This is a genomic window from Actinokineospora diospyrosa (assembly GCF_024171925.1).
Classification (GTDB): Bacteria; Actinomycetota; Actinomycetes; order Mycobacteriales; family Pseudonocardiaceae; genus Actinokineospora; species Actinokineospora diospyrosa.
In genome coordinates this window covers 26,540-39,282 of the sequence record NZ_JAMTCO010000013.1, presented here as the reverse complement: position 1 = coordinate 39,282, position 12,743 = coordinate 26,540, and the positions used below count along the sequence as shown (strand labels likewise).

The 12,743-nt window shown below is 68.4% G+C and carries 9 protein-coding genes and 1 pseudogene; 5 read left to right on the top strand and 5 right to left on the bottom strand.

Annotation, left to right across the window (positions count from 1 at the left end):
- Positions 1-74 precede the first annotated feature (74 nt).
- On the top strand, positions 75-1,163 hold the full coding sequence (locus LV75_RS25170; protein ID WP_253889480.1) for a M20 family metallopeptidase: 1,089 nt from the start codon (positions 75-77) through the stop codon (positions 1,161-1,163).
- 44 nt (positions 1,164-1,207) lie between these two features.
- On the opposite strand, the gene LV75_RS25165 is transcribed toward LV75_RS25170, so the two are convergent.
- Positions 1,208-2,140, bottom strand: a complete 933-nt coding sequence (locus LV75_RS25165; protein ID WP_253889479.1) for a helix-turn-helix domain-containing protein — start codon at positions 2,138-2,140, stop codon at positions 1,208-1,210.
- A 100-nt stretch (positions 2,141-2,240) separates the two neighbouring features.
- Between LV75_RS25165 and LV75_RS25160 the strand changes: the two are divergent.
- The 3 genes and pseudogenes from LV75_RS25160 to LV75_RS25150 all read left to right on the top strand — a co-directional run bounded on the left by LV75_RS25160 (position 2,241) and on the right by LV75_RS25150 (position 5,991).
- Positions 2,241-3,213 (top strand): annotated as a pseudogene (locus LV75_RS25160) (saccharopine dehydrogenase NADP-binding domain-containing protein).
- A 521-nt stretch (positions 3,214-3,734) separates the two neighbouring features.
- A complete protein-coding gene (locus tag LV75_RS25155) occupies positions 3,735-4,472 on the top strand; it encodes a pentapeptide repeat-containing protein (RefSeq protein ID WP_308211040.1) in 738 nt (245 codons plus the stop codon).
- 424 nt (positions 4,473-4,896) lie between these two features.
- A complete protein-coding gene (locus LV75_RS25150; protein ID WP_253889478.1) occupies positions 4,897-5,991 on the top strand; it encodes a three-Cys-motif partner protein TcmP in 1,095 nt (364 codons plus the stop codon).
- Between the two features lie 3 nt (positions 5,992-5,994).
- On the opposite strand, the gene LV75_RS25145 is transcribed toward LV75_RS25150, so the two are convergent.
- Positions 5,995-6,744, bottom strand: coding sequence for a DUF5131 family protein (locus LV75_RS25145; RefSeq protein WP_253889477.1), 750 nt, complete (start codon positions 6,742-6,744; stop codon positions 5,995-5,997).
- A 558-nt stretch (positions 6,745-7,302) separates the two neighbouring features.
- Between LV75_RS25145 and LV75_RS25140 the strand changes: the two genes are divergently transcribed.
- Entirely contained in the window at positions 7,303-7,584 is a 282-nt protein-coding gene (locus tag LV75_RS25140) for a helix-turn-helix domain-containing protein (RefSeq protein ID WP_253889476.1), read from the top strand.
- Positions 7,585-7,818: 234 nt separating this feature from the next.
- Here LV75_RS25140 and LV75_RS25135 read toward each other — a convergent pair whose 3' ends face one another.
- The 3 genes from LV75_RS25135 to LV75_RS25125 form a co-directional block, all read right to left on the bottom strand.
- A complete protein-coding gene (locus tag LV75_RS25135; protein ID WP_253889475.1) occupies positions 7,819-10,209 on the bottom strand; it encodes an ATP-binding cassette domain-containing protein in 2,391 nt (796 codons plus the stop codon).
- Between the two features lie 154 nt (positions 10,210-10,363).
- Positions 10,364-10,714 carry a VOC family protein gene (locus LV75_RS25130; protein ID WP_253889474.1) on the bottom strand — a complete coding sequence of 117 codons (351 nt, stop codon included), beginning with the start codon at positions 10,712-10,714 and terminating at the stop codon, positions 10,364-10,366.
- Positions 10,715-10,890: 176 nt separating this feature from the next.
- Positions 10,891-12,651, bottom strand: a complete 1,761-nt coding sequence (locus LV75_RS25125) for a proprotein convertase P-domain-containing protein (protein ID WP_253889473.1) — start codon at positions 12,649-12,651, stop codon at positions 10,891-10,893.
- Positions 12,652-12,743 lie beyond the last annotated feature (92 nt).

The window sequence follows — 12,743 nt, the reverse complement described above, 5'->3', positions numbered from 1 at the left end:
ACGAGTCTCATCGTCCACAGTGGACATTGTGGACTTGTGACCGCGCTCGGGCGCCGACCGGGCAGGATGCGGGGATGGACATGACGGAGTTCCTGGCATTGGCGGAGGAATTGTTGGCCATCCCGTCCACGGCGGATCGGGGTGCGGAACTGGAGCGGGCACTGGAGTTCGCGCTGGGCGTGGTCGGGCCGGGGTTCACGGTGGAGCGGTTCGAGTCCAACGGGAAACCCAGTGCTCTGGTGTACCGGGGCGCGCGGCGGCCGCGGTTCCGGGTGATCCTCAACGGGCACCTCGACGTCGTGCCCGGCACCCCGGAGCAGTTCCGGCCGCGGCGCGACGGTGACCGGTTGTTCGCCCGCGGCGCGCAGGACATGAAGCTCTCGGCGCTGGTGCAGGCGATGGCGTTCCGGGACGCGCCGGTGACCGCGCCGGTCGGCCTGCAGTTGGTTACAGACGAGGAGATCGGCGGGTACGACGGCACGGCGTTCCAGCTGCGACAAGGGGTGTCGGCGGACTTCGTGGTGATCGGCGAGTACAGCGGGCTGCGGCTGGTGGTCGAGTCGAAGGGGCTGCTCACGGCCCGGCTGCGGGCGAGTGGGCGGGCCGCGCACAGCGCTTACCAGTGGTTGGGCGACAACGCGGTCCTCAAGGTGATGCGCGCGATCGACGGGGTGCTGGCGGTGTACCCGGTGGCGACTGAGGAGGTGTGGCGCACGACGGTGAACGTGGCCCGGGTCGAGACGGGCGGTACGGCGGTGAACCAGGTGCCCGCGGACGCGACGGCGTGGCTGGACATCCGCTACACGGCCGAGGACCGGGACTTCGCGGGTCGCACGGCGGATGAGGTGGCCACACACATTGCGTCGCTGTGCCCGGCCGATGTCATTGTTGAGGTCGACCGGGTCGAGCCGCCGCACCGTGCCGACGAGGACGGCCCGGACGTGGCGGCGTTGCGGCGTGCGGCGAACGCCCAGGGCTACTCCGGGGACCTGCTGCGCAAGCACGGCGCCGCCGACTCGCGCTTCTACCACCAGCACGGCATCGACGCGGTGATCTTCGGGATCGGCGGCGAGGGCCAGCACGGTCCCGACGAGTACGCCAACCTCACGACGGTCGAGCCGTACTACCGCGCGCTCGTCGAGTTCCTCACCGCTCTGCGGTAGCGGCGCTCTGCGGCAACGATGCTCTACGGGAGAGGTGCGGCGCGCTAGCCGCGGAATGTGCGCCGGTAGGTGTCCGGTGGCACACCGATGCTGCGGTGGAAGTGGCGTCGCAACGTTGTCGCGGTACCCATGCCGGTTGCTGCGGCGACTGCCTCGATGCTGTCGTCGGTGCTTTCGAGCAGTTCCTGGGCGCGTCGGATGCGCTGGGTGAGCAGCCATTGCAACGGTGTGCTGCCGATCGACACCTGGAAGTGCCTGCCGAGCGTGCGGGAGCTCATGTTGGCCTGCTTGGCGAGGTCGGCCACGGTGAGCGGCTGGTCCAGGCGTTGCGCCACCCACGGCAGGAGCGCGGTGAGCGGGGCGTCCTGGACGGGCACCGGGGTGGTGACGAACTGGGCTTGGCCGCCCGCGCGGTGCGGTGGGACGACCAGCCTGCGGGCGATCGTGTTGGCGACCGCGGCGCCGTGGTCGGTGCGGACCAGGTGCAGGCAGAGGTCCATGGCGGCGGCCTTGCCAGCGGAGGTGAGCACGCTGCCGTTGTCGACGTAGAGCACGTCGGGAGTGACCTCCACCAGCGGGAAGCGGGCGGCCAGCTCGTCGGTGTGCGCCCAGTGCGTCGTTGCGCGCCGACCGTCCAACAGGCCCGCCGCGGCCAGCACGAACGCACCGGTGCACAGCGAGGCGACCCGGGCGCCCGCCTCGTGCGCGGCGCGCACCGCGTCGACCAGGTCGGCGGGCGGGGTGACAGCCACGTCCGACCAGCCGGGAACGATCACGGTGTCGGCGTGCACGAGCTGGTCGAGGCCGTGGTCGGGGCGCAGTTCGAAGCGGCCGAGGCGGACCGGGCCAGCACCGCAGACGACGAGGTCGTACCAGTTCGCAACGGTGCTCGTCAGATCGGCGGCGAACACCTCGTGCGCCAGGGCCAGCTCGAAGTGCAGCATGCCGTCGGTGGCGGCCAGGGCGACGGTGGGCATGTCCGAAAGTGTACGCATGATGGCGTTCCGGACACTGGTGGCGGCGAGCGCTCCCCCGCACGCTGTCGGGGCAGTGGTTCCGGCGCGGGTGGGAGAGTCGATGGGTGAGCGGGTCGCGGTGTACGGCGGGTACGGGCACACGGGCCGGTTCGTGGTCGCTGAGCTGCGTGAACGCGGCTTCAAGCCGATCCCGGCCGGTCGCGACGCGGACAAGTTGGTCGCCGCGCACCCCGGGTTGGACACCCGGCAGGCCCCGGTTGACGATCCGGCGGCCCTCGACCGGGCGTTGCGCGGTGTCGCCGCCGTGATCAACTGCGCCGGGCCGTTCGCCGTGACCTCGGCGCCGGTCATCGAGGCGGCCGGGCGCGCGGGCATCCCGTACGTGGACGTGGCGGCCGAGATCGAGGCCAACGCCGACACGTTCGCGCGGTTCGCGGGCACGGATGCGGTGGTCGTGCCCGCGATGGCGTTCTTCGGCGGGCTCGGTGACCTGCTGGTCACCGCGGCGCTGGGTGACCGGACGAGCGCGGACGAGGTGCGCGTCGCGTACGGGTTGAGCAATTGGCACCCCACCGAGGGCACCGTTGCGGCCGGGGCGGTCTCCAGTGCGCGGCGGAACGGGCGGCGGGTCCGGTTTGCCAACGGCAGGCTCGAGTACCACGACGACGCCGTGTCGACACTGGATTGGCCCTTCCCGGAGCCGATGGGGACCCGGCAGGTCATCGGTGAGTTCACCATGGCCGATGTCGTCACCATCCCCAGCCACGTGGCGGTTCCCGAGGTCCGCACATACATGGCTGTCGAGGCGGCCAGGGGCCTGTCCGGCGGGGTCACCGAGCGGGACCGGTCCGACCAGACGTTCCTCGTCGACGTCCTGGTGCGCACCGGCGGCGCCTCCCGGCGCATCGTTGCGACCGGCCGGGACATCCGCGCCGCTCGCGGTGGAGGCGGTCGAGCGGATCCTGTCCGGGCGGACGAGGGCGACCGGGGTGGCCGCGCCGGGGCGGATCTTCGACGCCGCCGACTTCCTGCGCGCGTTGTCGCCGCGGCTGGCGGTGGAGTCGCTCGGGTAGCGGACCGGCGGCACCCTGGGGTGGTGACGACCCCGGAAGCGGATAGCTACACGGTCCTGTCGGTGAAGTCGATCCTGGTGTGGGCGGCGCTGATCCTCGGCGTCGGCGCCGGGGTGACGACGTGGCTGGTGCTCGGGAACGCGGGCCGCGACACCGAGGTGAACCGGATCCGGCTGGACGCCATCCGCACGGCGGGCTCGATCGTGGTCGGCACCGGGGGCGCGGCGGCGCTGCTGCTGGCCGCGCGCAGGCAGCGCAGCACCGAGATCGCGCTGCGGCAGCGCGACCGCGAGCAGGCGGCGGCCGCGCAGGCGTTCGCGCTGCAGGAGCGGGTCGCCGCGGACACCAGGGAGGACGCGGCGGCGCGGCGGATCACCGACCTGTACACCAAGGCGGTCGAACTGCTGGGCTCCGCGCAGGCCCCGGTGCGGCTCGGCGGCCTCTACGCGCTGGAGCGGTTGGCGCAGGACAACCCCGGGCAGCGGCAGACGATCATCAACGTGCTGTGCGCCTGCCTGCGGATGCCCGCCGACCTGTCCGACGAGGACGACCTGCCGGAGGGCATGACGGCGGCGACCTATAGGGAGCGACTGCAGGAACGCGAGTTCCGGCTGACCGCACAACGGCTGCTCACCGCGCACCTGTGCCCCGACACCCCCGGCTTCTGGCGCGGCATCGACCTGGACCTCACCGCCGCGACCCTCACCGGCTTCAGCCTGCACCGGTGCGCGGCCCGCTCGGTGATCTTCAAGTCCGCGACCTTCACCGGCTACGCCGACTTCTCCGCCGCAACGTTCACCGGCCCCGCCGACCTCAGCGGCACCACCTTCACCGGCGGCGTCACCTTCGGCTCAGCCACCTTCCACCGCGACGCCGACTTCGAGTGGGCCACCTTCACCGACCACGCCAACTTCGAGTCCACCACCTTCACCACCGCCGACTTCGAATGGTCCACCTTCACCGACGGCGCCAACTTCGAAGCGGCACACTTCACCGCCCCCGCCAACTTCGGCTCCACCACCTTCACCGACGGCGTCGACTTCGAACGAGCAACCTTCACCGAAGCCACCTTCGCCGCCGCAACCTTCACCGGCTACGCCGACTTCCGCTCCGCCACCTTCACCACAGCCGACTTCACCGCGACGACTTTCACCACGAACGCAGACTTCGAAGACACCACTTTCACCACCGCGGACTTCCGCAACGCCACCTTCGACCGCGGCAGACCGTCGGGTCTATCCGCTTTCTTGGACGAGTAACTTGTAGCCATCAGAAGAGGCACCTCGAGGTGACTGGCTCATCTCAACCAGTAGCACAGCCGACGCCGAACGTCCCAGTGAGAGCGTGTCAAACTATTACGTCAACTTCGCGCAAAAACCTACTCCAGTCCTGCACTGCGCTCCCCTACGCGACTGGGCCGAATACGTGCTCATCCCTTCCGGGTCAAGCGGCGGTAGCGAAGTAGTCGTTGATGGCGGCGAGTATAGATAGGTCGATTTTTAGACCTTCGAGCTAACGAACCGCTATAGCAAGACCCCCGAACTATGACCACCCGTCAGCAATATCACCCATACGGACCAGTTGTGCCCTGCCGCCCCGGACTGACCCTCACGACAGCACCACATCAGATGGCGCACACAGATATCGTGTGGTTCGACCAGTGCGGCGAAGAGAGGCGCGTCCATGCCAGTCGATGGCGAGGTTCCATGGCAGATCGCAGAGCACACTGCCGCCAAGCACGACATCTACCGGCGCTACCTGGAGCGTTGGTTCCCCATCCTGCTCGGTGGCGCCAACGCGTTCCCCTCGGCTACCTACGCTGAGGGCTTCGCCGGGCCCGGCGTGTACAAGGATGGCGAACCAGGATCTCCCGTGATCGCGATCAAGGCATTGGTCGACAAGGTGGCCAACTCAAGGCCCGTGGTGAAGTTCCTCTTCATCGACGACGACCAGCGCTGCGTCGCCATGCTCCAAGAGCAAATCTTGGGCCGGTTCCCGGAGCGCCCTCGGGCTCCTGAGAAGCTGCGTGTTCGTTACGTCAAGGGCACCTGCATAGATCAGCTCGAGGCCAACCTCGACGACCTTGAGGCTTGGGGGCAGCCGATCCTGGCAGTGCTCGACTCCTGGGGAAACGCCCCGATTGACTACAAGCTGCTACAACGCCTGGCGAGCAACGTAGCAACGGAGGTCATCGTGACGTTCGGCTCGCAGAGCTTCGTCCGTTTCGTCAGCAAGCTGGGGCCAGCCGCAGACGCCGTCTTTGGCGGCGACCAACGGTGGCGGGAAGTCGCGCACCTGGACGACGGTCCAGCAAAGCGTCAACACATGCTGAACTGCTACCGCGAGACCCTCGGGTCAGCCGGGTTCAAGCATCTGCTCGACTTCGAGCTTGTCGACCGCCGCGGCGAAGTGCTGTATCTCGTATTCGGAACCAACCACCAAAGAGGTGTCGAAAAGATGAAGGACACCCTCTGGGACGTCGACCCTGTAAAGGGGGTCGGCTTCCGAGACCCCCGCGACGAGCAGCACGAGACCCTCTTCGAAGTCGACGAGCCGCTCGTCGCTCCCCTCGGCCGCCTGCTGCTTCCCCGTATCCAAGCAGCCGGGCCCAAAGGAATCCGCGTCCACGACCTTCGAAAGTTCGCCCTCCACGAAACGGTCTTCCGCCAGCAACACGTCATCCGAGCACTGGAACCCCTGCGCGCCAGCGGAAAGATCGAGACAACCACGGACGGGCCGATCCGCATCTCCAGCTTCGTCCGCCTACGACAGGGCTGATGGTCAGGCAGGCTGCGTGACGAGAGGCATCCCCCCGTGGATGACACCATCCAGCTCGCGGCCGCGAGCCTTGGCATGCCTACCGCCCCATTGTTTATGGAAGAACGGCACGCCCGCGGAAAGGCAGGTGTCGCGGATGTCCCGTACCCAGTCGGGATCGCATGGCCGAGCACCTGGCCCTGATTCTCCGCCGGTGATCAGCCAGTGGATGCCCGTGAGGTCAAGCCTTGGCAGCGGGCCGAGCAGCGGCTCGGCCGAGATGAACCTCACTGCGGCGCCGACCGCACGCAAATCGTCGACGCGGCCAAGCTCGCGCTCGGTCTCGACGGAGACGCCCATCCACAGGTTCGGCGGCCAATCGAGGCGCTCGGCGAACCTCCGCAGACGAGTCGCCCGCTTAGTGAGCACCTGGTAAGTGTGCTGGGGTGTAGCGGCAATGACCTCGAACACCTGCCGAACGAAGCTGATCGGCACCTTCGCGTGGAACAGGTCGGACATCGAGTTCACGAACACCAGCCGCGGCCTACGCCACTGATACGGCAACTCCAGCGCCGAAGGATGAACGGCCACGCCGAAACCCGGTCCAGACGTGCGTGGGTCGCCGTCCACCTGGTATTTGGCAGCCCCCATGGCCTTGAGCCGCTTCGCCAGCACAAGGGCGTAGCAGTTGTCGCAGCCGCTGGACACCTGATCACACCCGGTGCTCGGGTTCCAGGTTGCTTCAGTCCACTCGATCGCGCTGTTGTCGGCCATGTGTCTCCAGACGTTAGAGTCACACATCGTAGCGGCGGCCTGGTGGCCCAGACCCTACCGACCTCCGGACTTCGCACAGGCCATCAAGAACAATCGGCCATAGCACGATAGTCGGCCTCCAGGTCGGGCTCATCCAGATCGAACGAAAGCCTGAGTCGGCCCACCTCCGAAGTCGCTCGCGTTGGCGTCCTGGTCAGCCGGTGCCCGAGACGCGAAGCTCACCAGAGTCAAGGGGAGCGCAGCACCTTGAAGCGCTTCGAAGGCCGAACAGCAGCCCACCTACGTGCAGCGCGAACTCTCAGGAAACCGGTCAAGCCTGGCTTGCCGCCGCCATCGTGGTCGTCCTTTCAGGACTGTTCTTGGCAGTCTTCTCGATCGCAGAAAACCCACCATGCGCGCAGGGCCCGTCGAAGTCGATCACCTGCCGGTTTGCGCATCCAACAAGCAGATCTTTCACGTACAGGCGCAGGGTCGCATGCTGCCAACACATAACCTGATCGTGTGGTCATTCAAGTCGAGCGTGCGGGTACTTGCTGGACGACCTGAGAGGAGCCCTCCATGACGCCGCCTGCCATCGGGACAAGCACGCCGACCTTCTATACCGTCCGCGAAGCCGCAGCCATCCTGCGCGTCGACCCGGCGACCCTGTACCGCGCGATCCGCGAGGACAGCTTCCCCGCGGTCAAGGTGCGTACTCGCTACGTGGTACCCAGCCGGGCGCTTGATGCCCTGATCGATCAAGCCCAGAAAACCGGAGGGCTCGTCGACCCGGGCAAGATGGCTCGCAACCGCCGAACTACTCGCGAGATCGAGCGCCTTGCGCCAGAGTGGCAACGTTGATCGATGGCCTCGCGTCGACGCTCGCCACTCAAGAGAATGCCCAGCATGTTGGCATCGCCGCGAGCTCGGCCAGCGCTCGCAGAAGTCGCTAGTGCCAACTGCACGGCCAGCACAAAGCCCGCTCAGCGCAACGGCTCCAACTACATGATCAAACCGCCATAAGCAGCACTGATTTCGGCCCACCGCGACCAACACCCCTGTGGGCAACCGAAGTCGCCCACAGGGGACTAGGCCTCAGCCCACGTAATCCGCTAGGTGCTCGCCCGTCAGAGTCGACCGTGCGGCGACTAGGTCGGCTGGGGTTCCCTCGAACACCACCTTGCCCCCGTCGTGACCCGCACCAGGCCCCAGATCGATGATCCAGTCAGCGTGCGCCATGACTGCCTGGTGGTGTTCGATCACGATCACCGACTTGCCTGCGTCCACCAGGCGGTCCAACAGTCCCAGCAGGTGGTCGACGTCGGCCAAGTGCAGGCCGGTGGTGGGTTCGTCGAGCACGTAGATCCCGCCCTTGTCCGACATGTGCGTGGCGAGCTTGAGGCGTTGGCGTTCGCCGCCGGAGAGGGTGGTTAGGGGTTGGCCGAGGCTCAGGTAGCCGAGGCCTACTTCGGAGAGGTGGGTGAGGATTTTGTGGGCGGCGGGGATGTGGGCTTCGCCGGTGCTGAAGAACTCGGTGGCTTCGGTGACGGACATGGTGAGGACTTCGCTGATGTCCTTGCCGCCGAAGGTGTAGTCGAGGACTTCGGCTTGGAAGCGCTTGCCCTCGCAGAGTTCGCAGGGGGTGGCGACGCCCGCCATCATGGCCAGGTCGGTGAAGATGACGCCCGCGCCGTTGCAGGTGGGACAGGCGCCTTCGGAGTTGGCGCTGAAGAGGGCAGGCTTGACGTTGTTGGCCTTGGCGAAGGCTTTGCGGATGGGCTCGAGCAGGCCGGTGTAGGTGGCGGGGTTGCTGCGGCGGGAGCCCTTGATCGCGGTCTGGTCCACCGAGATCACGCCGTCGCCGCCCGCGACCGAGCCGTGGATCAGTGAGCTCTTGCCCGATCCGGCGACACCGGTGACCACGACCAGCACGCCGAGCGGGATGTCGACGTTGACCTTGCGCAGGTTGTTGGCGGTGGCGCCGCGCACCTGCAGCGCGCCGGTGGGGGTGCGCACCTCGTCCTTGAGCGACGCGCGGTCGTCGAGGTGGCGGCCGGTGACGGTGTCGCTGGCGCGCAGGCCCTCGACGGTGCCCTCGAAGCAGACGGTGCCGCCCGCGGTGCCCGCGCCGGGGCCGAGGTCGACGATGTGGTCGGCGATGGCGATGGTCTCGGGCTTGTGCTCGACGACCAGGACGGTGTTGCCCTTGTCGCGCAGGCGCAGCAGCAGGTCGTTCATCCGCTGGATGTCGTGCGGGTGCAGGCCGATTGTGGGCTCGTCGAAGACGTAGGTGGTGTCGGTGAGCGAGGACCCGAGGTGGCGGATCATCTTCACCCGCTGCGCCTCACCGCCGGACAGGGTGCCCGACGGCCGGTTGAGCGAGAGGTAACCCAGGCCGATCTGCACGAACGAGTCCAGCGTGTGCCCGAGCGTGGCCAGCAGCGGCGCGACCGACGGTTCGTTGAGGCCGCGGACCCACTCGGCGAGGTCGCTGATCTGCATCGCGCAGGCGTCGGCGATGCTGATCCGCTTGATCTTCGAGGACCGGGCCGCCTCGCTGAGCCGGGTGCCCGCACACTCCGGGCAGGTGGTGAAGGTGACCGCCCGCTCGACGAAGGCACGGATGTGCGGCTGCAGCGACTCCTTGTCCTTGGACAGGAACGACTTCTGGATCTTGGGGATGAGGCCCTCGTAGGTCAGGTTGACGCCCTCGACCTTGACCTTGGTCGGCTCCCGGTAGAGGAAGTCCTGCATCTCCTTCTTGGTGAACTTGCGGATCGGCTTGTCCGGGTCCAAGAAGCCGGACTCGGCGTAGATGCGCACCGTCCACCAGCTGTCGGACTTCCAGCCGGGGATGGTGAAGGCACCCTCGGCGATCGACTTGGAGTCGTCGTAGAGCTGCGCGAGGTCGATGTCGGTGACCGAACCCCGGCCCTCGCAGCGCGGGCACATGCCACCGGTGATGGAGAAGCTGCGGCGCTCCTTCACGGTCTTGCCCGCGCGCTCGACGGTGACCGCGCCCGCCCCGCTGATCGAGGCGACGTTGAAGGAGAACGCCTGCGGCGACCCGATGTGCGGCTTGCCGAGCCTGCTGAACAGGATGCGCAGCATGGCGTTGGCGTCGGTCGCGGTGCCCACGGTCGAGCGCGGGTCGGTCCCCAGCCGCTGCTGGTCGACGATGATCGCCGTGGTCAGCCCGTCGAGCACGTCCACGTCCGGGCGCGCCAGCGTCGGCATGAACCCCTGCACGAACGCGCTGTAGGTCTCGTTGATCATCCGCTGCGACTCGGCGGCGATGGTGCTGAACACCAGCGAGCTCTTGCCCGACCCGGACACCCCGGTGAACACCGTCAACCTGCGCTTGGGCAGCTCGACGCTGACGTCCTTGAGGTTGTTCTCCCGCGCGCCGAGGACCCGGATCAGGTCGTGGCTGTCCGCGACGTGCGACCCGGTCGCCTGGGCGGCCGCCCGCTTGGGCTTGCTCATCTGCTCTCCATCGGTCGGCCCGCCCGCGGCGGTGTCGCGCTCCCCGGCCCGGCCTCGGCGGGTGCCCGCGGGCCCGGGGTGCTCGGCTGTTCGGCTCTTCGGTCCACTGTTTACCGGATGGGCACGACACGCGTCTCGCGTGCCGCGCGGGTCATCAGTCTTGGATGAGCCCGAGGACGTTGCCGTCGGGGTCGGTGACGGTGGCGACCAGGCGACCGCCGCCCACCTCACGGGGCGCCTGGGCGACGGTGGCGCCTGCCGCGGTGAGTTCGGCGATCTTGGCCTCGATGTCGGTGACGTGCCAGTGCGCGACCGGGCCGGTCATCCCCTGGGCGGCGCCCCCGGGGACCAGGCCGATGTGCTGGCCCTCGTGCTCGAAGCCGACGTAGTAGGGCGCGTCCGCCTGGGGCTCGGTGCCCAGCAGCGCGGTGTACACGGCCTTGGCGGCGGCCAGGTCGGTGACCGGGTGCAGGATGGTCTTGGCGCCGAGGTTGGTGCTGGACATGCGGTTCTCCCGGGAATCCGTGGGTGTTGGTGTGTCGCGGTTGGACACGGGAGCAACACTAGGTCGGGCCGCGGGAGGACGCTTCTCGATTCGTGACCGGTCTGGAGACGCGCGATCGGGCACCAGCCGCCCCGGGGGTCGGGTGGCGGCTGGTGCCCGGTCTCGGTGGCCCTGGGTTACAGGGTCACCGTCCACGCGTCGAGCACCCCGGTATCGCCGGGGCCGTTGTCGCCGATGCGCAGAGTCCACTTCCCGGTGGCGTTCTCGTTGACGTTGGGCACCGTGAACGTCTTCGGGTTCGGGAAGGCGGTGCACTGGTAGCCGCCATAGCGCTGCAGGGTGTACCAAGTGCCGGATGGGCCGACCAGGGTGATGTTGAGGTCCTGGAGGCAGGTGTGTGTGGCGGCCACGGTTACGGACACCGTCGTGGCGGCCTTACCGGACGCCGTTGCGGTAAGAGGGCTGACGACGGTCTGGTAGTCCCGGATCGGGAAGTCGGTGTCGCTGCGGAAGGTTCGGCTGCCTCCGGGGTTACCGGGCTTGGTCCGGGCCTGGACGGCAGCGCTAGCGGGCGACGAGTTGCCCGCAGCGTCGTTGGCCTTGATCGTGAACGTGTAGGCGGTGTCGGGCGATAGGCCCGTCACCGTTGCCGTAGTGGCCGCGACCGTTGCTGCTACCGCGGTGCCGTTGTAGACGGTATAGCCGGTGACGCCGACGTTGTCCGTGGCGGCGTCCCAGGCGAGGGTCACGCTGGTGGACGTGCTGTCGGTCGAGCGCGGGTTGGCGGGCGCGGTCGGCGCCTGCGTGTCGCCGCCGCCACCGCCGGTGACCAGGGTGAGGTTCCACTTGCGCAGTGCCTCGTTGACCGGCTGGAAGATCGACTGGTCCTTCGCGCCGCCGGGGCTGCACGAGGAGGCACCGCCGGAGTGCAGGCCGACGGCCTTGTCCCCGGCCAGCCAGGCGCCGCCGGAGTCGCCGCCCAGGGAGCACGCGGTGGTGGTGGCCAACCCCTCGACGACCACACTGCCGTAGTTGATCGACTGGTTGATCGCGGTGACCTCGCCGCACTGCCACTTCGAGGTGTTCCCCGAGTGGCACACGGCCTGGCCGACCAGCGGTTCCACCGAGCCGGTGACGGTCACCGCGCTGCCGCCCCAGGTGTTCACCGACGCCGACAGCGACCAGCCCGCCTCGGTGACGGCGACGACCCCCATGTCGCCCTCACGCGCGTTGACGGTCCGGGAGCCGCCGACGTTGGAGGTGCCGATGCGGTTCTGGCTGCCGCTCTGCCCGTAGGCGGCCTGGTTGGCGTCGTTGGTGCAGTGCCCGGCGGTGAGGAAGTGCTTGCCGCCGGAGGAGTCCGTGGCCGGGAAGCCCACGGAGCAGTTGGACTCGCTGCCCGGCCACCAGGGGTTGCCCGGCTGGACGGTGCCCGCCTGCTGGACCGGGGACGAGGTGGTCTCGACGACGCGGACGCCCTCGATCGCCGGGAACGCGCGGGACGTTCGCGTCCGGTCGATGCGGACGGCCACGTCGTTGTGCTGGGGGTCGACGCCCCAGGAGGTGACGCCGGGGAACGCGCGGTCGGCGACGGTCTTGACGAGCCGGTCGAGGGTCGCCTGGTCGCGGCTGACCTTGACCGGTTGCGCGCCGAGGTCACGCACGGCGGCCGCAGTGGCCTCGTCTGTGACGGCGACCTTCAGCCCGCCGTCAAGCCACATGCCGGCGGTACCGGCGCGCGGCAGGGCTGCCGCGACGAGTTGGGCCTGTGCTTGGTCGGCGAGCCTGTCTTGCGCTTCGGACCGGCTGATCCCGAGGTCGCGGCTGAGCGCGTCCACCACGGGGTCCTCGGGTTCCGAGCCCGCGCCGGAGGCGTACCCGGCGCTCACGGACAAGGTCAGCGCGCACGCCAACCACAGGGCAGTTCGCAATCGCATGTGTAACTCCGTCGGAGTCGGTTGCAGGGTGTCGTCGAAGCTAGGGAGGGGGCGAACCTGCCCGAAATGCGGGAAACCCCTCGTTCATCGAA

Excerpts from the sequence above, each read along its gene's own strand:
- LV75_RS25135 (WP_253889475.1), bottom strand. The coding sequence starts at position 10,209 with ATGAGCAAGCCCAAGCGGGCGGCCGCCCAGGCGACCGGGTCGCACGTC.
- LV75_RS25140 (WP_253889476.1), top strand. The coding sequence starts at position 7,303 with ATGACGCCGCCTGCCATCGGGACAAGCACGCCGACCTTCTATACCGTC.
- LV75_RS25145 (WP_253889477.1), bottom strand. The coding sequence starts at position 6,744 with ATGGCCGACAACAGCGCGATCGAGTGGACTGAAGCAACCTGGAACCCG.
- LV75_RS25130 (WP_253889474.1), bottom strand. The coding sequence starts at position 10,714 with ATGTCCAGCACCAACCTCGGCGCCAAGACCATCCTGCACCCGGTCACC.
- LV75_RS25125 (WP_253889473.1), bottom strand. The coding sequence starts at position 12,651 with ATGCGATTGCGAACTGCCCTGTGGTTGGCGTGCGCGCTGACCTTGTCC.
- LV75_RS25165 (WP_253889479.1), bottom strand. The coding sequence starts at position 2,140 with ATGCCCACCGTCGCCCTGGCCGCCACCGACGGCATGCTGCACTTCGAG.
- LV75_RS25170 (WP_253889480.1), top strand. The coding sequence starts at position 75 with ATGGACATGACGGAGTTCCTGGCATTGGCGGAGGAATTGTTGGCCATC.
- LV75_RS25155 (WP_308211040.1), top strand. The coding sequence starts at position 3,735 with ATGCCCGCCGACCTGTCCGACGAGGACGACCTGCCGGAGGGCATGACG.
- LV75_RS25150 (WP_253889478.1), top strand. The coding sequence starts at position 4,897 with ATGCCAGTCGATGGCGAGGTTCCATGGCAGATCGCAGAGCACACTGCC.